Below are 24,544 nucleotides of genomic sequence, written 5' to 3'. Positions count from 1 at the left end.
TGCATGTATTAGGCACGCCGCCAGCGTTCGTCCTGAGCCAGGATCAAACTCTCATTAAAATTAGTTTGTCCGACTAAGCACTCTGGCTTATCCGTTTATTGTTTTTTTGTCATTGACGATTTATATTTCTATAAATCACCCTGCACGTTTGGTTCGTCTTCTTTAATTTTCAAAGGTCTTGTCGTCTCTCGCGACAACTATATCAGTATATCACATCCCTGATTTCCTGTCAACTACTTTTTGAAACTTTTTTTCGTTTCTACTTCGCCAACAGTCCCTCGCGAGACAACTTCATTATTCTATCATCTATATCTAATACTGTCAATAGCTTTTTTCAAAAATTTTAAAATTATTTTTCATCGACTAGGTTCTAAAAGCCTGATCAACAAATGCTTCAAATGATAGCTTGATATTCTATCAGCTAAAGAGTCAATTGTCAATAAGGAAATTGGGTTTTAAGCTAAAGAGTCAATTGTCAATAAGGAAATTGGGTTTTAAGCTAAAGAGTCAATTGTCAATAAGGAAATTGGGTTTTAAGCAAAAAAGAAGACCAAGGGTCTTCTCGTGAATGTAGCTGTTCATCAGCCCACTACAATTGACAGAGACAAAAAAGACGCCTGAAGGCGTCCTCGTTAGCAATTATGCATTGCCACCGTTTTTCTTGATAATTTCGTCTTGTACAGATTTTGGTACATCTTCGTAGTGGTCAAATACCATCATGAAAGTACCGCGACCTTGTGTTGCTGAACGAAGAACAGTTGCGTAACCGAACATTTCAGCAAGTGGCACATAAGCACGAACGATTTGTGTGTTACCACGAGCTTCCATACCGTCAACACGACCACGACGTGCAGTAACGTGACCCATAACGTCACCAAGGTTGTCTTCTGGTGCAGTAATGGTTACAAGCATCATTGGCTCAAGGATAGTTGGTTGAGCTGATTTAGCCGCTTCTTTAAGGGCAAGAGATGCTGCCACTTTGAAGGCTGTTTCAGATGAGTCGACATCGTGGTATGAACCATCATAAAGCTTCGCTTTAACGTCAACGATTGGGTAACCAGCAAGAACACCGTTAGCCATAGATTCTACGAGACCTTTTTCAACCGCTGGGATGAATTCACGTGGAACCACACCACCGACGATAGCGTTCTCGAACTCGAAACCTTTACCTTCTTCGTTTGGTGTGAATTCGATCCAAACATCACCGAATTGACCTTTACCACCAGACTGGCGTTTGAAGAAACCACGAGCTTGAGTAGAAGCACGGAATGTTTCACGGTATGATACTTGAGGAGCACCTACGTTAGCTTCAACCTTGAATTCACGACGCATACGGTCAACAAGGACATCCAAGTGCAACTCACCCATACCAGAGATAACTGTTTCACCAGTTTCAACGTTTGTTTCAACGCGGAATGTTGGATCTTCTTCAGCCAATTTAGAAAGGGCAATACCCATCTTGTCTTGGTCAGCTTTAGACTTAGGCTCAACCATCAATTGGATAACTGGTTCTGGAACGTGGATTGACTCAAGGATGATTTTTGCTTTTTCATCTGTCAATGAGTCACCAGTTGTAGTGTCTTTCAAACCAACCGCAGCGGCGATGTCACCAGCGTAAACAGTTTCAATTTCTTGACGGCTGTTTGCGTGCATTTGAAGGATACGTCCGATACGCTCACGTTTACCTTTAGAAGTGTTCAATACGTATGAACCGCTGTTAAGGACACCTGAGTAAACACGGAAGAATGTCAAACGACCTACGAATGGGTCAGTCATGATCTTGAAGGCAAGAGCTGCAAATGGCTCTTCATCTGATGCATGACGCTCTTCTTCAGCATCTGTATCTGGGTTAACACCTTTAATAGCAGGGATGTCAAGTGGGCTTGGAAGGTAGTCGATAACTGCATCAAGCATCAACTGAACACCTTTGTTTTTGAAGGCAGAACCACACAATACTGGGAAGAATTCAACGTTGATAGTTGCTTTACGGATAGCAGCTTTCAATTCGTCATTTGTGATTTCTTCACCTTCAAGGTATTTCATCATCAATTCTTCATCAGTTTCAGCAACTGCTTCAACCAATTTTTCACGGTATTCTTGAGCTTGCTCAAGGTATTCAGCTGGAATATCTTCTTCAAGAATGTCTGTACCAAGGTCGTTAGTATAGATTTCAGCTTTCATCTTGATCAAGTCGATGATACCACGGAACTCATCTTCAGAACCGATTGGCAATTGAATTGGGTGAGCATTTGCTTGAAGACGCTCATGAAGTGTGCTTACTGAGTAAAGGAAGTCAGCACCGATTTTATCCATTTTGTTGGCAAATACGATACGTGGAACACCGTATTCAGTTGCTTGACGCCAAACTGTTTCAGTTTGTGGTTCAACACCTGATTGTGAGTCAAGAACGGTTACCGCACCATCAAGAACGCGAAGTGAACGTTGTACTTCGATTGTGAAGTCCACGTGTCCTGGTGTGTCGATGATGTTTACACGGTGGTTGTTCCATTGAGCTGTTGTCGCAGCAGATGTGATTGTGATACCACGCTCTTGCTCTTGCTCCATCCAGTCCATTTGTGATGCACCTTCGTGAGTTTCACCGATTTTGTGGATTTTACCAGTGTAGTAAAGAATACGCTCAGTTGTCGTTGTTTTACCCGCGTCAACGTGCGCCATGATACCGATATTACGAGTTTTTTCTAATGAAAATTCGCGTGCCATGAGGTTTGTTCTCCTATATTTTTAGATTTCTATTCTGATTATACCATATTTTAAGAAAAGCGAGTGGGCAAGTCCCACCCGCTTGATTTCTTACTAATGGTGTGAAGTGGTTGAGGCAAGCCTCAATCCGATTTGTGATGTTGGAACGAGAAGTTTGTACTATAATCTCAATCGATTTATATAGAACTGACTTAACGCCCTCACATCTTAATTGAACTCGGGCTACAACTCACTGACAAAAAGAGACGCAGTTGTTTTGGCTTTAGCCAATTACAAATGGGGCTACCTTTAGGTGAGAACCTCATTGATTGCGCAGCAATCTGCTTCGCTTCCCTATTTTGTCTAGGAGTTGCTTGACGCCCTCGTATCTTAATCTTAGTTGAATTTTAGCTACAAATGTCTGCCAAAAAGATAAAATCTCCTAGAAACTGAAGTTTCTGCGTCAATTTTCCTATTTTGTCTAGAATTTGTTTAACGCTAAAATATCCTATCTTACCAGCGGAAGTGTGCGAATGCGCGGTTTGCTTCTGCCATTTTGTGGGTGTCTTCACGTTTCTTAACAGCTGCACCTGTGTTGTTTGCTGCATCCATGATTTCTTTCGCAAGGCGATCGATCATAGTGTGCTCACCACGGTTACGAGCGATTGTTACCAACCAACGAAGACCAAGTGTTGTACGACGCTCTGGACGAACTTCAACTGGAACTTGGTAGTTAGAACCACCAACACGACGTGCACGTACTTCAAGTACAGGCATGATGTTTTCCATTGCTGTTTCAAATACTTCAAGTGCATCGTTACCAGTTGCTTCTTTGATTTGGTCAAAAGCACCGTAAACGATTGATGCAGCAGTACCACGTTTACCGTCCAACATAACACGGTTGATCAAACGAGTGACCAATTTTGAGTTATACAATGGATCTGGCAATACTTCGCGCTTAGGCGCTTGATTTTTACGACTCATTTATATTTCCCCTTTCTTAGCCTTTTGGACGTTTAGTACCGTATTTAGAACGGCCTTGCTTACGATCGTTTACACCTGCAGTATCAAGCGCACCACGAACGATATGGTAACGTACCCCTGGAAGGTCCTTTACACGTCCACCACGAAGAAGAACAACGCTGTGCTCTTGCAAGTTGTGACCGATACCTGGGATGTAAGCAGTAACTTCGATAAGGTTGCTCAAACGTACACGAGCGAATTTACGAAGGGCTGAGTTAGGTTTTTTAGGTGTCATTGTTCCGACACGAGTTGCAACACCGCGTTTTTGTGGTGATGAAACATTTGTTTGAACTTTTTTACGGCTGTTGTAACCAACGTTCAAAGCTGGTGATTTAGATTTTTCTACTTTAGACTTACGTGGTTTACGTACCAACTGGTTAATTGTAGGCATCTACATTCTCCTGTATATATTTTTTATTTTTGGTGATAGAGCATTGGTGACAACCCCTATCCGTGTGTACTTTTGCAACATTTGTCAGCACGTCCCTGTACACTCTTGAGAGACCAAAAGTAAAAAGTACCGTCTAATATAATACCATAGATGAGAAGCCGTGTCAAATAGATATGCTTTATTTTTTCTTGTCCAAATGTAGCGTTACAATAGATGTGAGACTAGATGTGAGACTTCTAGAAGTCAAAAAGAAGATTCCCTGATATGATAAGAGTACCACCACTCACCAAAAAGGAATCTTCTCATTACTAGTATATCACAAAATCTTCGCTATTTACCACATACTCTAGAAACACGTTACCACGCTGTTAAAACCTACCAAAATAGTGCCTCTGTCGCCTTCATCTGTCGACGATACAAAAGTTTCAAAAGCCTCTCTTATGCGCTGGAATAAGCGTTTTGATGGAACCAAAGAATCGCTGAAAAATCGATCCCATCGACCTCTAACACCACATCCAAAGGCCCATACCCAGCAAGAGCTAAGATTAAATTATTTTTTGAGTTCTACACGATAATTTCCATATAAACTTTTAACGTATTCTTCCGCATATCTTTTTCCTTCTGGTCCTAAAAATGGTCCAGCATAAAGGTTTCCAAATTGGTCAACTACAATCCATTCTTGCATAGCACACACCTCCCTTCGTTTCATTTACAAATCATCTAAAGATAATTTCCCTGTTCGCAAGTCAGATTCAATATCTTTAGCAAATTTCTCCGTCAGACGCTTTCGGCCATACAACTCTTTTACTCGTTGTGTAACATCTAGGCAGATTACCTCTCCATCATCGTCTATCTCCACCTCTATTTTTCCTGGGCGATAAATCGTCCAGTTACCATTTCCTTTCCCTAACTCTCTGACAAAAAATCCCTCAGGACGCCATCTTTTCAATACAAATTTTAAGGTCCCTTGAGCTGAAAATGAGACACGTGGTGTAAAAATGACTCTATTTACCTTCATTTCGCCCCCTAGTTGGCATTGTAACCAAAATCTCTTGACCGCAAGGTTTCTTTCCACCACGACTCCCGCTCTAAGATGTGATGGTCATCTACTTTTCCATTATAATTTTCCAGAAGGCTATATTGAAAATTGGCCTTGATATAGTCAAATCCCTGCTCCTTGACAAGCTGACGGAGTTCCTTATTTCCACCGTGACCATTGTTGACATAGGATTGCCAGCGCGACAAAAGCATGCCGCTATCACTGGTCGCAGAACCAACATAATTCTTGCCCGTTTGTCTATCTGTCAATAAATAGACGGCCTTTTGATTGCCAAGGGCTGTTAACCAATCCTGCTTTTGCAGTCGGAAAATACTCTCCAGTTGGTAATAAGATAGACGGATATTATCATAACCAGGAAAGTCATCCCCTGTCCAAGGTGTAGGAAGCAGTTCTCGAATAACGATGTCCTTTGCAGACCGCTCAAAATAGCGTACCGTCGAAATCCCAACTTTAAAATCAATAATCAGGCGATCGAAGTAAGCAGCAAACTCCTCCCGCACCTTTCCTTCATAAGACTTTCCAGAGGTGACAGATAGCTGGTCTGTTATTTCCTTCACCGTTGTTAATAACCATTTATTGTGACCGACTTTAATAAAGTTGACCACAATCTCTCCAACACGAAAATAGTTTTTTCCTTCTGGATTGTAAAAAACATTCCAATTATTTACTTGTTCCTTGTCCGCTAGATAGTAGGATTTAGTATAATCCACACTACCTTCCCAGACATGGAAACGCAACTTTACTTTGGGTAAGTCTTCATCAGAAAAATGAAATAAATCTTTTAAGGTTAAAGTATTCATCATTTTCTCCTTTACCTATGGGTTAAGTATTGACTGGTAAGTCAATACTTGGTATACGTAGTATATCAAGGCAAATTCTTCTCTTTAAAGACGATACATTAGCTAGCTTTGTTGAATAAAAAAACACCTAGTGCACGTAAACACTAGGTGTTTCTCTGTTTTACCAAATAATCACACGGTCTTCTTTTGCACGCCACATGCCGTCGCCTTCTTGAACGCCAAATGTTTCATGGAATTCATCGAAGTTTGGCAACTGGATGTTGGTGCGTAGGTGACCTGGTGCATGGACATCGACACTAGCCAACATCTGCATGAACTCAGGACGGGCCTTCATTCGCCAGATGCGAGCAAAGTTAGTGAAGAATTCCTCTGCGGAGAAGTCATCTTCTGACTTGGCTGCTTCCAAGGCCGCTGCAATCCCACCAAGGTCAGCAATGTTTTCTGACACGGTCAACTTACCATTGATTTTGGCACCGTAAGAATCCTGACCTTCAAACTGGTCGATAACCTGCTGAGTACGAGCTTCAAAAGCTGCATAGTCTTCTTCTGTCCACCAGTTATTAAGGCTACCATGCTCATCAAAGGAAGCACCGTTTGAGTCAAAGGCATGGGAAATCTCGTGGGCAATAACCGCACCGATACCGCCGTAGTTAGCTGATGAAGACTGCTCCAGAGAGTAGAAAGGCGCCTGCAAAATGGCTGCTGGGAAGACAATCAAGTTTTTCTGCGGGTTATAGTAGGCGTTGACCATGTGAGCTGGCATGCCCCATTCCTTAATGTCCACAGGCTTGTTCCACTTGCTCCAACCATGAGCAATGTCAATCTTGTTTAGTTCGATGGCATTTTCCACCAGGGACTTGCTTGGGTCAACAATCTTCTTATAATAACGCTCTGGCAAGGCTTCTGGGTAGCCGATGTAAGGCTTGATAACATTGAGTTTGACAATGGCCTTGTCACGCGTTTCCTGAGCCAACCAGTCTGCCGTTTCCAAACGAGACTTGTAGACCTCAATCATCTTAGCGACTTTTGCTTCCACATCGGCCTTGGCTTCTGGTGAGAATTTTTCTCCAGCATACCAAAGACCGAGGGCTTGGTTAAAGTAACCTTGTGCCAGATTGTAGGCTGCTTTTTCTTGGTTTTGAGCCTGTGGTGTACCAGAAAGCGCACGGCTGTAGGCTCCTGCTAGAATACGGATTTCATCCGACAGGAAGGCTGTATAAGCTCCTGCTGCTTTCAAAATCAAGGTCGCCTTCAAAAGCTCCCAATTATCCGCACTGTAAATTTCCTTGGCAGCCTGCCAGAAACGTTCCTCAGGCACGATAATCTTGTCTGGTGTTTGACCTAAAATCGCTGTGAAGAAATGATCCAAAGGCAACTCTGGTGCCAAGGCTGTAAAATCTGCCCACTCGTAGGGGTGGTAAAGTTTGGCGTACTCTGACCCCTCTTCATTTGACAGAACATACTTGGCAATCGTGGCATCCAGTTCCAAACGTTTATCTAGAAGTTCCTTGATTTCCTCATCGCTGAAACCAAACTTAGGCAGGAGGGCTTCCTGGCTCTCACGCCAAGTCTTGAGCAATTCAGCCCCTTTTTCATGACCTTCTTCATAGTAGGTCGTATCTGGCAGGATAATGCCTAGAGAATCTGCCCAGAGGACATTGGTAGTCGCGTCCATAAAGTCAGGTGCCACACCGAAAGGCATCAGGTTTGGCTTGCCTGCTAACTCATATTCTGCCAGCTTGCTGGTGAATTCTTCGAAAGAGTTGAGAGCCTTGTACTCAGCAATCAAGGCTTGTGCTGGTTCTGCGCCCAAACGGTCACGGGTTTCATAGTCAGCCACTTGCTTGTGGAAGGCTACAAAGTTTTGCAAAACGCTATCTTCTGGGACATTTTCTCCCGCCAACCAAGCGTTTGTCGTGTCAATCATGAGCTTTTCAATCTCGTCCGCCAGGTCTGAGAAACCACCTGTTCTTGGCTTATCATCTGGAATGACGGCAGTTTTTGCCCATTCACCATTGACGTATTCGTAAAAATCATCTTGTAAACGTGTCATTATTTTCTCCTTTGCTTGTGTGATTACTTACTATAATAACAAAAAAGTCTGACAATTTCATTTGCCAAACTAAATTTTTAGGGCATTTTTTAGGAAAAAGCTGACGCAGACTGTCAGAAGACCCATGACCGAACAGATTCCAGACATGGTCAGGTCAAGCCAGCTGGCAAGACCAAAGCCTAGAACAATCATCAGAATGGCGCAGCATTGCCCCAAAACTAAAAACTGACAGAAATGCTTTGACCAAGGTAAGGCCGCCATACTGGGTGCTAGTAAGAAAATAATGACCGCCATAGAGCCGACCGCTTCAAAGGACAAGACCGTTGTCAAGGAAACCAGAAAAATCAACCCTAGCTCCAGTCTTTTGGTGGCAATCCCTTGGAGTTTAGCCTGCTCCTTGTCCAAGAGATAGAGGGTCAGAGCTTGAAAGTTCAAGAAAAAGAAGACCAGTAAGACTAGCAAGAGCCCGACGGACTTGACCAAGGCCAAGGGTAGCGACAGGCCAAATAGGTCCAGCCTGTTAAGAGGGGCAAAGAGCACCTCGCCCATCAGAACCATATCCAAGTCCAGATGGACATTACGGGCAAAGAGGGAGATGAGAATAACCGCTAGGGCAAAGAAAAAGGTAAAGAGCAAGCCCGTCGCCGCATCCTGAGCCAACTTGCGAGTGTGTAGCCCCTCAATCGCTAGAACTGTCAGTAGACCAAAAACCGCCGCCCCAAACAAGAGCAGGGGGGAATCAAGGTTGTGACTGACAAAGAAGCCCAGTACTATCCCCAACAGAACCGAGTGGGACAAGGCATCTGCCAGCATGGCCTGATTGCGCACCACCAGGACAGACCCAATCAAGCCACAAGAAGAACCGACAGCCAGTAAAATCAATAAGACCTCAAGCACCTGCATTCTCCTTTCTGATATAGGTCACATAAGCAAAAGCCACCAAAGAGGACAAACTCAAGCAAACAATAATAGCCGGCCCAGTCGATAACCCTGTCACCACTGAACTCACATAACTTCCAAGTAGGGCTGAAAATCCAGCAATTCCTGCTGCTAATGCCAAGGTCTGGTCATAGGACTTTCCTAGAAGCAAGCCAAAGACAGCCGGTGCTATCAAGAAACTACTCATCAGGATAGCCCCAACCACCTTCAAGCCAACCGCAATCAAACTCATCATCAGAAACAGAGTCATACGGTCAATCTTTTCCACAGGAATCCCCACTAGCTTGGCAAATTGTCTGTCAAACAGATAGAGCTTGAACGACTGGTAGTGCCAGCCAAATAGGAACAAGGCTAGCAAGGCTACCAAGCAAATGAGTACGACATCATCCAGCTGCATAAAGGCAGCCTGACCAAAAACATAGTTTTCCAAGCCTGCCTGGGCAGCTCCTTGAAAGGCCGCATTGCCCTGAACATACTGCTTGAGAACCAAGCCCAGTCCAAAAAAAGCCGCTGAAACCAGTGCCAAGGCATTGACCCGACTGGTCCGTCCTCCTCGACAGAGCCAGCTGACCAGACCATAGGACAGGTAACCCGAAGCCACCGCTCCAATCAAGAGGAGCAGGGGGTGACGCGATTGAAAGACCATATAGGACAGGATGATACCTGGATAGGCCGCATGCCCCAAGCTATCTCCGATTAAACTCTGCCTGGTCAAGACGCTAATGGTCCCGATTTGGCTAGCCGCCAAGGCTAAAACAAGGGTTCCCAGAGCTACCGTCCAAAAAGAATAGTCCTGCAAGAGATCAAGCATGACCGAGCCCCTCCTTTAGAAACAAGGCTGGTTCCTGACCAAAGGCAGCCTGATAGGCTTGCAGCAAATCCACCTGATCCATAGCCCCCTCTGCCACCAAACGACCATTGAGCCAGAGGACATAATCAAAATACTTTTCCAAGGTCAAAAGGTCATGGTGGATAACCAGGGAGGTCTTGCCTTCTTGCTGGAACTTCTTCAAACAGTCCATGATGACTTGCTCTGTCACCTGATCAATCCCAGCCAAAGGCTCGTCCATCATGTAGATTTCAGCTTCCTGAGCCAAGGCCCTAGCTAGAAAGACTCGTTGCCGCTGACCTCCAGATAGCTGGTCAATCTGCCGATTGCGTAAATCACTAATCTTCATCTCTTCCAGAGCCTGCTCTGCCTGTTCCTTATCTAAGGAACTTGGTCGACGGAAGAAACCACTGGTATGGGCAAACCGTCCCATCAGGACAATATCCAGAACCCTTGCAGGGAACTGCCAGTTGACCTGGCTGGCTTGGGGAATATAGGCAACATTTTTTTGAATAACTTGGTCCAGTTTCTCTGACTGACCCAGTAGTGAAACCTTGCCACTTACCCCCTTCTCCAATCCCAAAATCGCCTTAAACAAGCTCGATTTCCCTGCACCATTTGGTCCGACCAAAGCCGCACGACAACCCTTTGGTAGCTGAAAACTGACCTGATCTAGAGCCTTGACCTGTCCTGCACCATAGTGCAAGGACAAGTCTTCAACTCTCAGTATTTCTTCCATTCTTCCAACCTTTCTTACTGCAAATGCTCCACAATTAACTGGACATTATGCTTGTACATATCGATAAATGTTGCTCCCTCTTCCCCTTCTGGCGCTAGGGAATCTGAGAATAGCTCCTTGCCTTCACCGCTTACAATCGCTACCTGACCACCCTTGGCCTTGACAGCTTCCTGCAATTTTTCCATGCGTTCTGGACTGGTTGTTGACTCGGTGAAGATAGCCTTGATACCATGTTCTAAAATCATATTGACCGTTTCAATCATATCGCTGTTGGCAACTTCAGACTCGGTGCTAATGCCCTGCGGTGCATAGAGAGTAAAGTCATAGCTGGCTGCGAAGTAGTTAAAGGCATCATGAGGGGTGACTAGGTAACGGCTCTCAGCAGGCAGAACACTCAACTCTTTTTCAATCCAAGTATGCAAGTCACCCAACTGAGCTAGATAATTTTCCGTATTTTTCTGAATCAGCTCTGCTTTTTCCGGAAGAAGTTTTTGCAACTCCTCAGAAGCTACCGCTACCGCTGATTTATAGAGGGGAATTGAAAACCAGAAGTGCGGATCGACAATCTCTTCTCCATCCTCATCCATCGTATTCAAGTCTTTTGCATTAAAGTTTTTAGAAACAGCTACTCCGGTCTTCTCCAAAGCTTCAACCATTTTACCTTCAAAGTGCAAACCGTGGTAGAGAACAAGATCTGCTTTCTGCAGTTTAGACAGGTCGCTGGTCTTGGCAACATAGAGATGCGGGTCTTCCCCCGCTGGAATTAGTAGATCCCGCTCCACCTCATCTCCTGCCAGCTGGTAGACCATGTCATTGAGGAAAGAGGTCGTGACCGCTACTCGCGGCTTGCTGGAAGCCTCTGGGCTTTGCGTTGAACGACAGGCTCCTAGTCCGATAAGGGACAATAGCAGAGCCAAACTGAGAAATAGTTTTTTCATGATAGGTTCTCCTTTTTAAATAATTAGGTATACTTAACTTTAGTTTTAATATATATTAAAAAATTCTTTCTGTCAATGATTTTTATAAAATTTTGGTATACTATTCTTACTAGAAAGTGAGAGACTATGACACCAAACAAAGAAGATTACCTGAAAGTCATCTATGAACTAGGGCAGACTGAACAAAAAATCACCAATAAGCAGATTGCTGAAAAGATGAATTTTTCCGCCCCAGCCGTTTCCGAAATGCTGAAAAAAATGGTAACGGAAGAGCTGATTGAAAAAGATAAAGCAGCAGGTTACATCCTCAGCCAAGTCGCCTTGGAAATGGTAGCCAACCTCTACCGCAAGCACCGCCTGATAGAAGTCTTTTTGGTCGAGCAGCTGGGCTATTCCCCTGAGCAAGTCCATGAAGAAGCTGAAATTTTAGAACACACCGTTTCAGACCATTTTATCAACCAACTGGACAAACTGCTGGGCTATCCCCCAACCTGCCCACACGGTGGCAGTATTCCTAAAGAAAACCAGTTGCTTGTGGAACGCTACCAGACCCGACTGTCTCAGCTGACAGAAACCGGCTCCTACCAACTGGTTCGTATCCATGACTTCTACCAGCTTCTCCAATACCTGGAACAACATGAGTTAGCTGTCGGCGATCAACTACTTGTGACAGCCTTCGACCAGTTTGCCCAGACCATCACCATCCAGTACAAGGACAAAGAACTGGCTATCCCTACAGCCATCGCCCAAGAATTATTCGTAGAAAAGCAAAATCGCCCAACCTAATAAGCTGAGCGATTATTTTTTTCTCACATTACGGAAAATAGATTTGGCTGCCAAAAACAGTTGCCCACATACATACACTAACCCAAGTAGGAAACCTATATAAAAACAGCCCAATAGAAAGTGAGGGTTATAGGTTAAAGGCTGCAAGACAAACATGAGAATCCCTACCAAGCCCCACCGCATGCCCCAGGTCATCTTTCTCTGGATAATCCACTCCAGCCAATCTTCTCCAACTGAACTTCTGGTTTCCAGATACTCTTGATTAAGGTCTTGAAAAAATTTTCTCATATTTCTGCTCCCTCATCCTATCTTCAAAACATACACTAGCACTTTGTGACAAGATTATTATAGCACATTGTTTTCAAATAATAGTCGAATGAAGGGCTTTCAGACAAGGAACTGAGGCGCAGGCTGTACTAGAGTACGGCAAGTCGAAAGTGACGATGCATCAAAGCTAATTCAAATGACTAAACCAACACTGTCGAAAAAACCAGCCTACTCGGACTGGTTTTCTTGGAGTCGCTCTTTAAGGCGACGACGGTATAAAATCTGCGAAGGAATGAAATAGAGAAAACTTGCCAGAATAATCCAGCGTTTGTCAATTCCACTAAAGTAAATCACCAAAATCAAGGTAAATGCTACCACTAGGTAGAAAAAATGATTGGTCAGTAAGTTTTTCATGGCACACCTCCACATCTAATTCACTCTTAGTATATCAAAACAGACACAAAAAGTATAGACGACTAGCGATTTTTGGTATCTAACACAATGGTCACCGGACCATCATTGACTAGACTGACCGCCATGTCCGCCCCAAAAACGCCCACTTCAACCGGTACATAGGCTGACAGAGCCTGGTTAAAGGCATCATAGAGTTGGCTGGCTAGGGCAGGAGCTGCCGCTCCTGTAAAGGCAGGGCGATTACCTTTTTTTGTATCCGCAAAGAGAGTAAATTGGGAAATGGATAAAATCTTGCCCGCCACATCTTGGACAGACTTGTTCATCTTGCCATTCTCATCGGAAAATATCCGCATATTAACAATTTTGCGAACAGCATAATCTAGATCGTCCTGGCTGTCATCTGGCCCCACACCTACTAGGAGCAAAAGTCCCTGATCAATTTGCCCATGAATACTTCCTTCGATGGTCACACTGGCCTGTGATACACGTTGTAATACAATTTTCATCTATCCATTGGTCCTTTTCACTGAGTAAACTTCTGGCACCGACTTAATCTTGTCCACCAGACTGGTCAAGGTTGCCAGGTTGGAAATACCAAAGGAAACGTGGATGGTCGCAAACTTCATATCCTTGGTTGGCTGGGCATTGACCGAGGAAATGTTCTTGCTAGCATTGGTCAAGACCTTGAGGACATCGTTGAGCAGACCAGAGCGATTGAGCCCATAAATGTCGATATTGGCCATGTATTCCTTGGTTGAATTATCATCCTCTTCCCAACCGACATCAATCAGTCGTTGCTCCACATTGTCCTGGCTCTTGAGGTTCATACAATCCACCCGGTGGACAGCTACCCCACGCCCCTTGGTAATGTAGCCGACAATCTCATCACCAGGTACCGGATTACAGCACTTGGCAATCCGGATGAGGAGACCGGATGCCCCCTCGATAACCACACCACCCTCGTGACGGATTTTGAGACTGTCTTTCTTATTATCATGCTTGACTTCGCCACCGTTGACCAATTCGTCCGCGACAGCCTTGGCTTTGGCGCGCTCAGCCTCCTTACGCTCTTTCTCCGTCAGGCGATTGAAAACAGAGATAGCCGAAACCTCACCGAAACCAACTGCGGCAAAGAGGGCCTCATCCGTCTTGTAGCTGGCCTTCTGCAAAACGGCATCCATGTGCTTTCTGTCCAAATACTGATTTGGAGCGTAGCCATTTTCCAACAGCAAGGCCTGAATCATCTCTCGACCCTTGGAAACAGATAGTTCCTTGTCTTGGTTTTTGAAGAACTGCTTGATCCGGTTACGAGCCTTGTGGGTCTTGACGATGTTGACCCAGTCACGACTTGGGCCGAAAGAGTTGGCAGAGGTGATGATTTCCACCTGGTCGCCTGTCTTAAGCTTGGTCGTCAGAGGCACCATGCGGCCGTTGACCTTGGCACCTGTTGCTCGCTCACCGACCTTGGTATGAATCTCATAGGCGAAGTCAATCGGTACAGAATCCTTTGGCAACTCACGCACAGCACCATCTGGCGTGAAAACGTAAATACGCTCGGTGAAAATGTCCTCTTTGACCGAATCAACGAAGGATTGGGCATCTCCTGCCCCTTCTTGAAGTTCAATCAGGTTGTTGATCCAACGCAGCTCTTTTTCAGAAGCAGTTGCCTTGCCACCACGCTTGTAGGCCCAGTGAGCCGCAACCCCGTACTCTGCAACCTGGTGCATTTCCACTGTCCGAATCTGAAACTCGATAGGGCCTTTTGGTCCGTAAACTGTGGTGTGGATGGACTGGTAGCCATTGGCCTTGGGGCTGGCAATGTAGTCCTTGAACCGACCTGGCATGGGCTTCCACAATTCATGAATATAGCCCAGCATGGCATAAACATCGCTCGGTGTGTCCATAATGCAGCGAATGGCCGTCAAGTCGTAGAGCTCGTCAAACCGCTTTTTCTTGTCGTGCATCTTGCGGTAAATAGAGTAAATATGCTTTGGCCGGCCATAAATCTGCCCATGAAGGTGGCGCTCCTCCGTGTACTCACGCAGTTTGTCCACTACTTCTGTGACCAGAGCCTCCCTCTCCCGACGTTTCTCTCGCATCATGTGGGTAATCTTATAGAACTCCACTTCATTGAGGTATCGGAAGGACATATCCTCCAGCTCCCACTTGACAGAGGAAATCCCCAGACGGTGGGCAAGAGGAGCATATATTTCCATTGTTTCACGTGAAATCCGCTCCCGCTTGTCTGGTCGGAGATGCTTGAGGGTCCGCATATTATGAAGGCGGTCAGCCAGTTTGACCAGGATAACCCGCATATCCTGAGACATGGCAATCAGCATATTGCGGTGGTTTTCAGCCAACTGCTCTTCATGGGACTTGTATTCTACCTTGCCCAGCTTGGTCACACCGCCGACGATGTGACGAACCTCAGGGCCAAATTCTGCCTCCATCTGGTCCAGGGTAATGTCTGTATCCTCCACCACATCATGCAAAAAACCGCAGGCAACCGTTACCGCATCCAGCTTTAGACCTGCCAAGATACCTGCCACCTGTATAGGATGGAGAATGTAGGGCTCACCGGACTTGCGAAATTGTGGCTTGTGAGCCTCTGTCGCGAAATCCAAAGCCTTTTTGACAAAAGTAACATCCTCTTCTGGCAAATAAGTGGCTGTTAGGGCAACGACTTCCTCTCCTGTATAATTGACTTCTTTCATTTACTTCTCTCCCTAGCTATTTCCTATTATTTTACCATTTTCATAGGAAAAGAGGAAGAAATCAGATACATTCCTAACTGTCCGCCACAAACGAACGAATTATTTTCTTAATTTAAAAGTTAATGTTTGTTTATCAAGCGATTACATGGTTGTTTTGTTCTTATTTTTTAATTCATTGTTCCGAAAACGGTTGAAAAAATCCTTCTGAACCTGTATAATGTTTCTTACACACTTTAATAGAAAGTAGAGGATTTCTTATGAAATTTCCTTTTAGTAAATCGGCTACAGCCTTGACCTTGGCAGTCTTGGCAACTAGTAGCGCACAATTGGTCCAGGCTGAAGAGGTAACAACACCAGCAAGTCAACCAACGGTGACAAACGAAACTGTACCAGCACCAGCACCAACTGAGGGAACTGGGGGAACTGGGGGAGATACTAGTCAGCCTGTCCTCACTGCTGAACCAATCACAACGACCACAACAGAAGTTGCCCCTCCAGTAGAAGGCCAGACGGTCGATGTCCGCATCCTGTCTACAACCGACCTCCACACCAACCTGGTCAACTACGATTACTACCAGGACAAGGAGTCACAAAACCTTGGCTTGGCCAAGACAGCTGTCCTCATCGAAGAGGCACGCGCTGAAAATCCAAACACCGTTACGGTCGACAATGGAGACCTGATCCAAGGCACACCACTGGGCACCTACAAGGCTATCGTTGACCCTGTTGAGACTGGCGAAAAACACCCTATGTACGCTGCTCTGGAAGAGCTTGATTTTGACGCATCAACACTGGGTAACCATGAATTTAACTACGGCTTGGACTTCCTTCATACTGTATTGGCTTCAACCAGCCTTCCGGTGGTCAATGCCAACGTAGTGGATGCAAAATCCCTCCAACCTGTCTTTAAAACCTACGAATTGGTGACCAAGACCTTTACCGACACAACTGGTCGCCCTGTCAACCTCAACATCGGTATTACCGGTATTGTTCCGCCTCAGATTCTCAATTGGGACAAGGCAAACCTAGAAGGCAAGGTAGTGGTCAACGATGCCGTCCAAGCTGTGAAAGAAATTGTGCCCGTTATCAAGCAAGCTGGTGCAGACATCGTTCTGGTTCTTTCCCACTCTGGTATCGGTGATGATACTTACGAAGTTGGCGAAGAAAACGTGGGCTACCATATCGCAGGGATCGACGGTGTCGATGCGGTTGTGACTGGACATTCTCATGCCCTCTTCCCAACCATGAACCCTGAAAAGCCTGGTTTCTATGCCCAATACGCTGGTGTTGATGATGTGAACGGCACCATTAACGGCACTCCAGTGACCATGGCAGGTAAATACGGTGACCACCTGGGCATCATTGACCTCAAGGTGACCTACACCGACGGCAAGTGGAATGTGGTAGACGGCAAGGGACAAATCCGCAAGATTGATACCAAGTCTCCTGTGGCTGACCCAGAAATCCTTGCCCTTGCGAAAGAGGCTCACGATGCGACAGTTACTTATGTCAATGAAAAAGTTGGTGAAACCAGCTCCCGCATTCACAGCTACTTCTCCCTAGTAAAAGATGACCCGTCTGTTCAGATTGTCAACAAGGCTCAGCTCTGGTACTTGGAAAAAGAATTGGCTGGCACAGAGGAAGGCAAGTTGCCACTCCTTTCTGCAGCAGCTCCGTTCAAGGCTGGTGGTCGCGGTATTTCTGAGGGCGACAACTACACAGACATTCCAGCTGGTTCCATTGCTATCAAAAACGTAGCCGACCTCTATCTTTATGATAATGTCACTGCTATTCTGAAAATCACTGGTGCTGACCTGAAAGAATGGTTGGAAATGTCTGCTGGTCAATTCAACCAAGTGGACCGAAACAACAAAAAGCCTCAGGAGTTGCTCAACATCAACTTCCGTAACTATAACTTCGATGTTATCGACGGTGTAACCTATACCTACGATATTACCCAGCCAAACAAATACGATACCAGCGGTAAGCTTGTCAATAAAGATGCTAGCCGTGTCCGTGACCTCAAGTACAATGGTCAGCCTGTGACGGATGACATGGAATTCATGGTAGCGACCAATAACTACCGCGCTAGTGGTACTTTCCCTGGTGTGAAAAATGCGACGGTCAACCGCCTGCTCAACCTGGAAAACCGCCAAGTAATCATCAACTATATCCTAGAAGAGAAAAATATCAACCCTTCTGCCGATAGCAACTGGCGTTTTGCGGATACTATCAAGGGCCTAGACCTTCGTTTCCGTACATCAAACTCTGCTAAGGATTTGATTGCTGCAGAGAAGTTGGAAGATGTGGAATATATTGAAGAATTTGTAGGTGACGGAGTCAACGGCATGGGCGTTTACCGCTTCCTCTACACTGAGCCTAAACCAGAATCTGCGACTCCTCCAACCATTGACATTATCATCCCAACTCCTCAAACACCTAATCCAAAACCACAAAAACCAATCAAGCCTGGTCAAGCAAATGCTGGTGGCCAAGTCATCACCCTTTCATCTGGTCAGAAAATTACCTTGCCAGCTGACAAACCTGTCGAGACCACACCAGCTCCAGGAGTGAAAACATTGCCAAACACAGGCGATGCGACTTCTGTGCTCAGCTTAATTGGTATCGGACTTGCAGGATTAGCAGGACTGGCTGCTAAACGCAGGGAAGATTAAACCTGATTGATTAGATAAGGAAAAGGAAGTTAAAAAGATAATGGCTGAAATTATTACTACTGTTGGGGTATTCCTTGTTGTAGGTTGGTTGCTGGTTAAACTCCACCCTCACACAGAGGAACAAACTGAGTACAAACGTAGAGCACTAATTGACAAAATGTATCGCGATACATTTGGAGATGACGACTAAGGATTTAGAAAGATAGCAAGCCCGATTGGACTTGCTTTTTATGATGTCGTATAGATAGGGACGAGGTACTCTTCTTGTGGAGTTTTCACTGTATAGGTACCAAGAAGTTTGCCCTCTTGCTCCAGACGGTAGGTCTCGTTTTTATAGCGTGTTTCCAAGCGAATGATCCCGTATTCCCCAGCAGGCACGGGATAGGATATCGTTGAGCTGAACCAATTCCAACCAAAGCCCTTGCTTTCGGTCCACTCCATCATCTGCCCCTCCTCGCCACCATAGACCTTATCCACCAGATCCTCACCCATTTCTCTCGTTTCAAAGTTTTTTTCTAAAACCGCTTGGTCTTCCTCGATTCCGGACACAAAGGCGGTCCTAACTTCCAGATTTTCAAAAGTATAGATGACCCCTGTCTCCCGGTCCTGTAAGACCAGGTCGGACAAGATTTTATAGTTAGTTCCTGGGATAACCTCTGCCTGTCGCCACAGCAGAAAGGCCAAACCTGCCACCAGTAACAGGTTCAGATACCACGATTTCCATCTCATATCAGTTTCCTCCCAACTCTTCGACTGGCTGCCAGGGCCACTGGGCCACAAAGTAGTCCAACACCAGCTCGGTCTGCTCGAACGTCTTGGGAGTAATGAAGTAGATGGTCGCTCTGCCATTTTCCACCCAAGCCTCGACTATAAAGAAACGCTCATCCGACAGGAAGCTAGGCACAGACTGGCAACACATAGTAGAGAAAAGGAAAACCACTTACGCATAGAATCACCTACTTTCAACCGTATTATAACAAAACTTGTATGAAAAAGGCAAATAATTGTATGTAAATGGTGATGAATTTATTGGAAATAAGCCCAGACAACGGCAACCAGCACCGCAGGCAACATATTGGCCACACGAATTTTCCGGTCCCAGACGATATTGACCCCGACGCAGAAAATAAGGACCGATCCGACCATAGATAGATTGCTCAGTGCCTGCTCTGTCATCAAGGGCTCAATCAAGCGGGCTAGCACTGTCAGCGAACCTTGAAAGAGAAAGACCGGTACAGCTGAAAATCCAGCTCCCTTGCCCAGACTAGAGGTCATAATCAAAATGATAATAAAGTCCAAAATACTCTTAACGGCCAACAAACGATAATCACCCGTCAAGCCATCTTGGATGGCTCCTAGTATGGCCATGGCACCGATACAAACGGTCAATGACGCTGTCAGGAAAGCATCTAAGAATTGCCCATCTTGGCTGTTTCCTGATTTTTCACGGAGCCAAACACCCAGCCTTTCAAACCAGCCTTCGATATGCAGCACTTCCCCAATCAAAATCCCTAAGGCTAAACTAAGGACCAAAAGCATGCTATTTTGACTTTTGAGTTGACCATCAACTACTGTCAACAGTCCTTCTAAACTACCTGAAATTCCTAGAAATAAGACAGCAATCCCGCTAGCCATGGTTAGACCGGACTGATGGCGTTCCTTGAGTAAATGACCAAACCAAGACCCTATCACACCTGCTAGGGCAATGGCGATGGTATTGATAATCGTACCTACAGCGAACATAGACTACCTCAACAATTCCGTAGCGTAGCTAATGGCAGAAAGGGCGTAGAGGGGAGCCGTCTCCGCTCGCAAAATACGGGGACCTAGACCTGTCTTGACCGCTCCTGCTTTTTCAAAAGCGGCTACTTCCTCAGGCGATACACCACCTTCTGGACCGACGATGACAAGGACTGATTGGCCAACTTCTAAGCCAGATAAGATTTTCACTAGATTGGCTTGTTCGCCTTCTTTGGCGGCCTCTTCGTAGGCTAAGATAATCTGATCAAAGCCTGCCAACTGGACTAAGAAAGCCGCTTTTTTCTCAAATAAGCGAATAGCTGGAATGCGATTGCGTTTACTTTGTTCGGCTGCGCCTTGGGCGATTTTTTCTAACTTTTCTGCTTTTTTTGCCAGTTTTTTACCGTCCCATTTGACCACAGACCAGTCCGCTGGAAAGGCCCAAAGAGCTGCCATGCCTAACTCCGTTGCCTTTTGGGCGACAAATTCGAGCTTATCTCCCTTGGGAAAACCCATGGCAATGGTAACGGAGACAGGTAATTCGACATTGTCTGCCAGTTCTTCGATGATTTCAACAGATTGGTTCTGGCTATCTACCACGCGCGCCAAGCGTTTGATGCCGTCGTCAAAAACAAGGACAATCTGGTCGTCTGACTGCAAGCGCATAACAGAAAACATGTGCTTGGCAGTGTCTTTATCGCTAATCTGGAAAAGGCCCTGCGGTGCTCTGCCATTGACAAAATACTGCTGCATCCTAGCCTCCAATCACACCTGAGCGGTCAGCTGTTTTCTTGAAGACGCAGCAATTCCACTCGCCCTGCATCATGTGAGTCTCAAGGAAGAAGCCAGCCGCTTCCGCAGATGCTCGCACCATGTCCCACTTATCCGCGATGATACCGCTCATAATCAAGTAGCCCTCGTCCTTGACCAGACGGTAGGCATCCTCTGTCAGATGGATAAGAATATCCGCCAAGATGTTGGCAACGATAACTTCTGCTTTAATATCAACGCCACGAAGCAAGTCACCTGCCGCGACATGAATATTGCTAGTATTGGCATTGAGATCAATGTTTTCCTGAGCCACACGCACCGCCACTTCATCCAAGTCATAAGCGTAAATCTCCTTAGCACCCAAGAGAGAACTGGCAATAGAGAGAACGCCTGAGCCTGTGCCGACATCGATGACTGTTTCGCCACCACGCAGGACCTGAGAAAGAGCAAAAAGGCTCATCTTAGTCGTCGGGTGAGTTCCTGTACCGAAAGCCATGCCTGGATCCAAGCGGATAATCTTCTCACCTACAGTCGCCTCATAGTCGGTCCAAGACGGCACAATGGTCAAATCGTGGGTAATGCGAGCTGGCTCATAGTATTTCTTCCAGTTGTCCGCCCAGTCTTCCTCCGCCAATTCCTGACTTTCTAGACTGATCTGACCCGTTTCCAAGCCAAAGCCCGTCAAATCCGCCAAGCGAGTCGCCAAATCTGCCTTAACTTCCTCAATATCCACAGTATCAGGATAGTAAGCCGTAATCGCAATCATATCCGACTGCTCCACCTCGGGATAGAGTTCACCGAAACGGTCCTCCTGCCCCACATAGTCAGCTGAGTCGCTAATGGCCACCCCCTGACTGCCCGTTTCAATCATGAGATTTGAAACTGCCTCTTCTGCATCACGATGCACGTGAACCGTTAATTCTTGCCATGAGTTCATATTTGTTGTTCCTTAAATTCTAAAAATTCGATAGCTCTTTTATATTTTTCATAACGTTCTAAATCCTTTGGGGTTACTTTTTCAAGTCTACTTAGATCTGAGTTGTGTTTTAAATCAGCCAACTTTACAACTCTTGCTAAGGGATTTGAACGGACACCTTTTAAATACTCTGTATAATCTTGCCCTTTTTTCTTGGTCAAGCTGTCAATTGCCACAAGAATATATTTTTCACAGCCTATGTGATACAAATCTTTTAAATCATAGTCCGTATCCTCTACAATATCGTGCAGATAAGCAAGCTTTTTTTCATCTTCAGTTTGAACACTTGAGGCAACAGCCTCTAGGTGTTCAAAATACGGCCTACCAGCCTTATCTACCTGACCAGCATGTGCCTTTTTAGCCAGTTCTCTAGCCCATTCTACACTCTTCATGTCCTAATACCTCGGATATGGGTAAAATTCCCCCTCTACCAAGTCTGCTCTGCCTTTTTCAAAAACCTCGCTATCCCAAGCAATCGCAAATTCTTGGGCTTCTGGGTCCGCCAAAAAGTCCATGAGGTCATCTAGGCCTTGGTCTGCGGTGTCCTTAAGAAAGCCTGCAAAGTAGGTCAGAAATTCTGCTGAAAAGCCCTTCTTGGCGTCAAATGGCAGAGCGACCAGGTAATCTTCCTCGTCAAAGCGAGACTTGTCCTGGTTGTAGAAAAGAACATATTCCTCCAAGAAAATATCCTCAGAAGACTCATTGCCTTCGTCGTCCACCGTTTCAATCCCAGCTGTATTTTGTGCTTCCAAGATAAAAGCCAACTCAACAGCATGGTTTTTCTTGTCCCAGTTGAGTTCATAATCGTAGGTAAAATGTTTGTCCAGTGCCACTTCCAGCACATCTAAAAAGCCATGTTTCGCCATGTCAGTCCTCTTTCGATTTTGTGTTATAATAAGTGTACCATAATCAGCTAACAAAAGAAACGAAAGGAAGCCTATGCCAGCCAATCTCGCCCTTCGTATGCGGCCCAAATCCATTGATGAAGTAATCGGTCAGGAACACCTGGTCGGTTCTGGAAAGATTATCCGCCGCATGATTGATGCCAATATGCTGTCGTCCATGATTCTCTACGGTCCGCCGGGAATTGGCAAGACCTCGATTGCGTCCGCAATTGCTGGCACGACCAAGTATGCCTTTCGGACCTTTAATGCCACGACCGACAACCAAAAACGCCTGCAGGAAATCGCTGAAGAGGCTAAGTTTTCTGGCGGTCTGGTTCTCCTGCTCGATGAAATCCATCGCCTCAACAAGACCAAGCAGGACTTCCTGCTCCCTCTTTTGGAAAATGGCAATATCATCATGATTGGGGCAACGACGGAAAATCCCTTCTTCTCGATTCTGCCTGCCATTCGCAGTCGGGTGCAGATTTTTGAATTGCAACCTTTGCAAACCAGCCATATCCGACAGGCCTTGGAGTTGGCTTTGACAGACAGCGAACGCGGTTTTGACTTCCCCGTCACCATTGAACCTGAGACTCTGGATTTTCTGGCAAATGCGACCAATGGCGACCTCCGTGCTGCCTACAATTCTCTAGAACTGGCTGTGCTTTCGACCAAGGAAAGTGACGACGGTAGCCGTCATATCGACTTGGATGCCGTGGAAAATAGCCTGCAAAAGTCCTACATCAGCATGGACAAGAACGGTGATGCCCACTACGACATTCTCTCCGCCCTGCAAAAATCCATTCGGGGTAGCGATGTCAATGCCAGCCTTCACTACGCTGCCCGCTTGATTGAAGCGGAAGACTTGCCTAGTCTTGCTCGTCGTTTGACGGTCATTGCCTATGAAGACATCGGCTTGGCCAATCCAGAGGCTCAGATTCATACGGTGACTGCACTTGAAGCTGCCAAGAAAATCGGATTCCCAGAGGCACGGATTTTGATTGCCAATGTGGTGATTGATTTGGCTCTTTCTCCCAAGTCCAATTCTGCCTATCTGGCTATGGATGCAGCTCTGGCTGATTTGCGAAAAAACGGTCATCTGCCTATCCCAAATCATCTGCGGGACGGTCACTATGCCGGCAGTAAGGAGCTGGGAAATGCCATTGGCTACCAGTATCCCCATGCCTATCCTGAAAAATGGGTGGACCAGCAATACCTGCCCGATAAGTTACTGACTGCGGACTACTTCAACGCCAACGACACCGGCAAATATGAACGTGCCTTGGGCATGACCCAAGAAAAAATCAAGCAGCTAAAACAAAACAAGAAAAAAAGTTGATAACGTTTTCATTTTTTGCCGATTTTCTCTTGATTTTTTTAAAAAATGTGGTAATATTAAATCATAAATAAGAACTGCTGTGGTATACGAATTCATACCTATGTGTTGACCGACTATTTTTGTATTACTAGGGAGACAAAGATCTTTTGGCAGTATGCAGGCTGGTACACCCAGAAGCAACTAAGTCAGAAACACGTCACCCACCTGCTTCTAGCGTGCGGGATCAATACAATTCATGAATAACCGGTACCAATACAGCATTTTTATTTTGCCCTTCCTTAGCTCAGCTGGCAGAGCAGCGGACTCTTAATCCGTGGGTCGTAGGTTCGATCCCTACAGGGAGGATCATGATGAGAAACATCTCCTTGAGCCTTGGAAAGGCTCTTTGTCAACTGTAGTGGGTAGATGAAAAGCTAACACCTAGAGAGGACGAAATTCGTTCTCTCATTTTTGATGTTTAAAGCAATATATATCTTGTTTTTAAAGTTCGTAAAGTTCCTAAATCC

At 45.6% G+C, this 24,544-nt stretch carries 26 protein-coding genes, 1 tRNA gene, 1 rRNA gene, 1 other RNA gene and 1 pseudogene; 7 read left to right on the top strand and 23 right to left on the bottom strand.

Going from position 1 to position 24,544, the window contains the following annotated elements:
• The 4 genes from ACVC7T_RS10335 to rpsL form a co-directional block, all read right to left on the bottom strand.
• Nucleotides 1-59: ribosomal RNA gene (locus ACVC7T_RS10335) — 16S ribosomal RNA — on the bottom strand; the annotation flags it as partial.
• Nucleotides 60-639: 580 nt separating this feature from the next.
• Nucleotides 640-2,721, bottom strand: coding sequence for an elongation factor G (gene fusA / locus ACVC7T_RS10330; protein ID WP_024419398.1), 2,082 nt, complete (start codon nucleotides 2,719-2,721; stop codon nucleotides 640-642).
• Nucleotides 2,722-3,213: 492 nt separating this feature from the next.
• Complete coding sequence (gene rpsG, locus ACVC7T_RS10325; RefSeq protein WP_002940031.1) at nucleotides 3,214-3,684, bottom strand: 30S ribosomal protein S7; 471 nt, start codon at nucleotides 3,682-3,684, stop codon at nucleotides 3,214-3,216.
• Nucleotides 3,685-3,700: 16 nt separating this feature from the next.
• A complete protein-coding gene (rpsL, locus tag ACVC7T_RS10320) occupies nucleotides 3,701-4,114 on the bottom strand; it encodes a 30S ribosomal protein S12 (RefSeq protein WP_002940030.1) in 414 nt (137 codons plus the stop codon).
• 304 nt (nucleotides 4,115-4,418) lie between these two features.
• On the opposite strand from rpsL, the pseudogene ACVC7T_RS10315 reads away from it, so the two are divergent.
• Nucleotides 4,419-4,656: pseudogene (locus ACVC7T_RS10315) on the top strand (transposase); the annotation flags it as partial.
• Between the two features lie 8 nt (nucleotides 4,657-4,664).
• Here ACVC7T_RS10315 and ACVC7T_RS10310 read toward each other — a convergent pair.
• The 8 genes from ACVC7T_RS10310 to ACVC7T_RS10275 all read right to left on the bottom strand — a co-directional run bounded on the left by ACVC7T_RS10310 (nucleotide 4,665) and on the right by ACVC7T_RS10275 (nucleotide 11,472).
• Nucleotides 4,665-4,799 carry a hypothetical protein gene (locus tag ACVC7T_RS10310; protein ID WP_257104953.1) on the bottom strand — a complete coding sequence of 45 codons (135 nt, stop codon included), beginning with the start codon at nucleotides 4,797-4,799 and terminating at the stop codon, nucleotides 4,665-4,667.
• A gap of 24 nt (nucleotides 4,800-4,823) precedes the next feature.
• Nucleotides 4,824-5,132, bottom strand: a complete 309-nt coding sequence (locus ACVC7T_RS10305; protein ID WP_105160489.1) for a hypothetical protein — start codon at nucleotides 5,130-5,132, stop codon at nucleotides 4,824-4,826.
• An 8-nt stretch (nucleotides 5,133-5,140) separates the two neighbouring features.
• Nucleotides 5,141-5,974 (bottom strand): GIY-YIG nuclease family protein, encoded by an 834-nt coding sequence (locus tag ACVC7T_RS10300; protein WP_105160490.1) that lies wholly within the window; start codon nucleotides 5,972-5,974, stop codon nucleotides 5,141-5,143.
• Between the two features lie 160 nt (nucleotides 5,975-6,134).
• The gene (locus ACVC7T_RS10295; RefSeq protein ID WP_105160491.1) at nucleotides 6,135-8,027 is read right to left on the bottom strand and encodes a M13-type metalloendopeptidase; all 1,893 of its coding nucleotides are present in this window, start codon (nucleotides 8,025-8,027) and stop codon (nucleotides 6,135-6,137) included.
• Nucleotides 8,028-8,096: 69 nt separating this feature from the next.
• Nucleotides 8,097-8,924, bottom strand: coding sequence for a metal ABC transporter permease (locus tag ACVC7T_RS10290; RefSeq protein ID WP_447262908.1), 828 nt, complete (start codon nucleotides 8,922-8,924; stop codon nucleotides 8,097-8,099).
• A complete protein-coding gene (locus tag ACVC7T_RS10285) occupies nucleotides 8,917-9,777 on the bottom strand; it encodes a metal ABC transporter permease (protein WP_105122114.1) in 861 nt (286 codons plus the stop codon). The genes ACVC7T_RS10290 and ACVC7T_RS10285 overlap by 8 nt, the downstream gene beginning before the upstream one ends.
• Nucleotides 9,770-10,534, bottom strand: coding sequence for a metal ABC transporter ATP-binding protein (locus ACVC7T_RS10280; protein ID WP_105160492.1), 765 nt, complete (start codon nucleotides 10,532-10,534; stop codon nucleotides 9,770-9,772). Before ACVC7T_RS10280 ends, ACVC7T_RS10285 begins: the two co-directional genes overlap by 8 nt.
• A 14-nt stretch (nucleotides 10,535-10,548) precedes the next feature.
• The gene (locus ACVC7T_RS10275) at nucleotides 10,549-11,472 is read right to left on the bottom strand and encodes a metal ABC transporter solute-binding protein, Zn/Mn family (protein ID WP_394732095.1); all 924 of its coding nucleotides are present in this window, start codon (nucleotides 11,470-11,472) and stop codon (nucleotides 10,549-10,551) included.
• Nucleotides 11,473-11,598: 126 nt separating this feature from the next.
• On the opposite strand from ACVC7T_RS10275, the gene ACVC7T_RS10270 reads away from it, so the two are divergent.
• A complete protein-coding gene (locus tag ACVC7T_RS10270) occupies nucleotides 11,599-12,258 on the top strand; it encodes a metal-dependent transcriptional regulator (protein WP_447262907.1) in 660 nt (219 codons plus the stop codon).
• 12 nt (nucleotides 12,259-12,270) lie between these two features.
• Here the strand turns inward: ACVC7T_RS10270 and ACVC7T_RS10265 are convergent, their stop codons facing one another.
• The 4 genes from ACVC7T_RS10265 to ACVC7T_RS10250 form a co-directional block, all read right to left on the bottom strand.
• Complete coding sequence (locus ACVC7T_RS10265; protein WP_105111034.1) at nucleotides 12,271-12,546, bottom strand: hypothetical protein; 276 nt, start codon at nucleotides 12,544-12,546, stop codon at nucleotides 12,271-12,273.
• A 207-nt stretch (nucleotides 12,547-12,753) separates the two neighbouring features.
• Complete coding sequence (locus ACVC7T_RS10260; RefSeq protein ID WP_172059522.1) at nucleotides 12,754-12,939, bottom strand: hypothetical protein; 186 nt, start codon at nucleotides 12,937-12,939, stop codon at nucleotides 12,754-12,756.
• Between the two features lie 62 nt (nucleotides 12,940-13,001).
• Nucleotides 13,002-13,445 (bottom strand): D-aminoacyl-tRNA deacylase, encoded by a 444-nt coding sequence (gene dtd, locus ACVC7T_RS10255; protein ID WP_172059523.1) that lies wholly within the window; start codon nucleotides 13,443-13,445, stop codon nucleotides 13,002-13,004.
• On the bottom strand, nucleotides 13,446-15,653 hold the full coding sequence (locus tag ACVC7T_RS10250) for a RelA/SpoT family protein (RefSeq protein ID WP_105111037.1): 2,208 nt from the start codon (nucleotides 15,651-15,653) through the stop codon (nucleotides 13,446-13,448). It abuts the gene before it with no gap.
• A gap of 257 nt (nucleotides 15,654-15,910) precedes the next feature.
• On the opposite strand from ACVC7T_RS10250, the gene ACVC7T_RS10245 reads away from it, so the two are divergent.
• On the top strand, nucleotides 15,911-18,328 hold the full coding sequence (locus ACVC7T_RS10245) for a bifunctional 2',3'-cyclic-nucleotide 2'-phosphodiesterase/3'-nucleotidase (RefSeq protein ID WP_447262906.1): 2,418 nt from the start codon (nucleotides 15,911-15,913) through the stop codon (nucleotides 18,326-18,328).
• Nucleotides 18,329-18,368: 40 nt separating this feature from the next.
• Nucleotides 18,369-18,518 (top strand): hypothetical protein, encoded by a 150-nt coding sequence (locus ACVC7T_RS10240; protein ID WP_161498038.1) that lies wholly within the window; start codon nucleotides 18,369-18,371, stop codon nucleotides 18,516-18,518.
• 38 nt (nucleotides 18,519-18,556) lie between these two features.
• Here ACVC7T_RS10240 and ACVC7T_RS10235 read toward each other — a convergent pair whose 3' ends face one another.
• The 7 genes from ACVC7T_RS10235 to ACVC7T_RS10205 all read right to left on the bottom strand — a co-directional run bounded on the left by ACVC7T_RS10235 (nucleotide 18,557) and on the right by ACVC7T_RS10205 (nucleotide 22,681).
• Complete coding sequence (locus tag ACVC7T_RS10235) at nucleotides 18,557-19,057, bottom strand: hypothetical protein (protein WP_105160499.1); 501 nt, start codon at nucleotides 19,055-19,057, stop codon at nucleotides 18,557-18,559.
• Between the two features lies 1 nt (nucleotide 19,058).
• The gene (locus ACVC7T_RS10230; RefSeq protein WP_161943047.1) at nucleotides 19,059-19,232 is read right to left on the bottom strand and encodes a hypothetical protein; all 174 of its coding nucleotides are present in this window, start codon (nucleotides 19,230-19,232) and stop codon (nucleotides 19,059-19,061) included.
• A 122-nt stretch (nucleotides 19,233-19,354) separates the two neighbouring features.
• Nucleotides 19,355-20,071 carry a DUF554 domain-containing protein gene (locus ACVC7T_RS10225; RefSeq protein WP_105160500.1) on the bottom strand — a complete coding sequence of 239 codons (717 nt, stop codon included), beginning with the start codon at nucleotides 20,069-20,071 and terminating at the stop codon, nucleotides 19,355-19,357.
• A gap of 3 nt (nucleotides 20,072-20,074) precedes the next feature.
• Entirely contained in the window at nucleotides 20,075-20,821 is a 747-nt protein-coding gene (locus ACVC7T_RS10220; RefSeq protein WP_447262905.1) for a 16S rRNA (uracil(1498)-N(3))-methyltransferase, read from the bottom strand.
• A 1-nt stretch (nucleotide 20,822) separates the two neighbouring features.
• Nucleotides 20,823-21,776 (bottom strand): 50S ribosomal protein L11 methyltransferase, encoded by a 954-nt coding sequence (gene prmA / locus ACVC7T_RS10215; RefSeq protein WP_447262904.1) that lies wholly within the window; start codon nucleotides 21,774-21,776, stop codon nucleotides 20,823-20,825.
• A complete protein-coding gene (locus tag ACVC7T_RS10210; protein WP_447262903.1) occupies nucleotides 21,773-22,207 on the bottom strand; it encodes a GTP pyrophosphokinase in 435 nt (144 codons plus the stop codon). Before ACVC7T_RS10210 ends, prmA begins: the two co-directional genes overlap by 4 nt.
• 3 nt (nucleotides 22,208-22,210) lie before the next feature.
• Entirely contained in the window at nucleotides 22,211-22,681 is a 471-nt protein-coding gene (locus tag ACVC7T_RS10205; RefSeq protein ID WP_447262902.1) for a DUF3013 family protein, read from the bottom strand.
• A gap of 73 nt (nucleotides 22,682-22,754) precedes the next feature.
• Here ACVC7T_RS10205 and ACVC7T_RS10200 point away from each other — a divergent pair, with 73 nt between their 5' ends.
• From ACVC7T_RS10200 to ACVC7T_RS10190, 3 genes are all read left to right on the top strand, one after another.
• Nucleotides 22,755-24,038, top strand: coding sequence for a replication-associated recombination protein A (locus ACVC7T_RS10200; protein ID WP_447262901.1), 1,284 nt, complete (start codon nucleotides 22,755-22,757; stop codon nucleotides 24,036-24,038).
• A gap of 71 nt (nucleotides 24,039-24,109) precedes the next feature.
• A non-coding RNA gene (gene ssrS / locus ACVC7T_RS10195) (6S RNA) lies at nucleotides 24,110-24,303 on the top strand.
• Nucleotides 24,304-24,310: 7 nt separating this feature from the next.
• Nucleotides 24,311-24,383: transfer RNA gene (locus ACVC7T_RS10190), tRNA-Lys, on the top strand.
• The last annotated feature ends 161 nt before the right edge of the window (nucleotides 24,384-24,544 follow it).

This window comes from Streptococcus sp. P25B114 (assembly GCF_053010325.1).
The sequence above is the reverse complement of the archived record's forward strand: the minus strand, read 5'-3'. Positions and strand labels throughout refer to the sequence as shown.

Excerpts from the sequence above, each read along its gene's own strand:
- ACVC7T_RS10310 (WP_257104953.1), bottom strand. The coding sequence starts at position 4,799 with ATGCAAGAATGGATTGTAGTTGACCAATTTGGAAACCTTTATGCTGGA.
- ACVC7T_RS10270 (WP_447262907.1), top strand. The coding sequence starts at position 11,599 with ATGACACCAAACAAAGAAGATTACCTGAAAGTCATCTATGAACTAGGG.
- ACVC7T_RS10295 (WP_105160491.1), bottom strand. The coding sequence starts at position 8,027 with ATGACACGTTTACAAGATGATTTTTACGAATACGTCAATGGTGAATGG.
- ACVC7T_RS10275 (WP_394732095.1), bottom strand. The coding sequence starts at position 11,472 with ATGAAAAAACTATTTCTCAGTTTGGCTCTGCTATTGTCCCTTATCGGA.
- ACVC7T_RS10220 (WP_447262905.1), bottom strand. The coding sequence starts at position 20,821 with ATGCAGCAGTATTTTGTCAATGGCAGAGCACCGCAGGGCCTTTTCCAG.
- ACVC7T_RS10250 (WP_105111037.1), bottom strand. The coding sequence starts at position 15,653 with ATGAAAGAAGTCAATTATACAGGAGAGGAAGTCGTTGCCCTAACAGCC.
- ACVC7T_RS10265 (WP_105111034.1), bottom strand. The coding sequence starts at position 12,546 with ATGAGAAAATTTTTTCAAGACCTTAATCAAGAGTATCTGGAAACCAGA.
- rpsG (WP_002940031.1), bottom strand. The coding sequence starts at position 3,684 with ATGAGTCGTAAAAATCAAGCGCCTAAGCGCGAAGTATTGCCAGATCCA.
- fusA (WP_024419398.1), bottom strand. The coding sequence starts at position 2,721 with ATGGCACGCGAATTTTCATTAGAAAAAACTCGTAATATCGGTATCATG.
- ACVC7T_RS10205 (WP_447262902.1), bottom strand. The coding sequence starts at position 22,681 with ATGGCGAAACATGGCTTTTTAGATGTGCTGGAAGTGGCACTGGACAAA.
- prmA (WP_447262904.1), bottom strand. The coding sequence starts at position 21,776 with ATGAACTCATGGCAAGAATTAACGGTTCACGTGCATCGTGATGCAGAA.
- ACVC7T_RS10245 (WP_447262906.1), top strand. The coding sequence starts at position 15,911 with ATGAAATTTCCTTTTAGTAAATCGGCTACAGCCTTGACCTTGGCAGTC.
- ACVC7T_RS10210 (WP_447262903.1), bottom strand. The coding sequence starts at position 22,207 with ATGAAGAGTGTAGAATGGGCTAGAGAACTGGCTAAAAAGGCACATGCT.
- ACVC7T_RS10285 (WP_105122114.1), bottom strand. The coding sequence starts at position 9,777 with ATGCTTGATCTCTTGCAGGACTATTCTTTTTGGACGGTAGCTCTGGGA.
- dtd (WP_172059523.1), bottom strand. The coding sequence starts at position 13,445 with ATGAAAATTGTATTACAACGTGTATCACAGGCCAGTGTGACCATCGAA.
- ACVC7T_RS10305 (WP_105160489.1), bottom strand. The coding sequence starts at position 5,132 with ATGAAGGTAAATAGAGTCATTTTTACACCACGTGTCTCATTTTCAGCT.
- ACVC7T_RS10235 (WP_105160499.1), bottom strand. The coding sequence starts at position 19,057 with ATGAGATGGAAATCGTGGTATCTGAACCTGTTACTGGTGGCAGGTTTG.
- ACVC7T_RS10240 (WP_161498038.1), top strand. The coding sequence starts at position 18,369 with ATGGCTGAAATTATTACTACTGTTGGGGTATTCCTTGTTGTAGGTTGG.
- ACVC7T_RS10260 (WP_172059522.1), bottom strand. The coding sequence starts at position 12,939 with ATGAAAAACTTACTGACCAATCATTTTTTCTACCTAGTGGTAGCATTT.
- ACVC7T_RS10300 (WP_105160490.1), bottom strand. The coding sequence starts at position 5,974 with ATGAATACTTTAACCTTAAAAGATTTATTTCATTTTTCTGATGAAGAC.
- ACVC7T_RS10280 (WP_105160492.1), bottom strand. The coding sequence starts at position 10,534 with ATGGAAGAAATACTGAGAGTTGAAGACTTGTCCTTGCACTATGGTGCA.
- ACVC7T_RS10200 (WP_447262901.1), top strand. The coding sequence starts at position 22,755 with ATGCCAGCCAATCTCGCCCTTCGTATGCGGCCCAAATCCATTGATGAA.
- ACVC7T_RS10225 (WP_105160500.1), bottom strand. The coding sequence starts at position 20,071 with ATGTTCGCTGTAGGTACGATTATCAATACCATCGCCATTGCCCTAGCA.
- rpsL (WP_002940030.1), bottom strand. The coding sequence starts at position 4,114 with ATGCCTACAATTAACCAGTTGGTACGTAAACCACGTAAGTCTAAAGTA.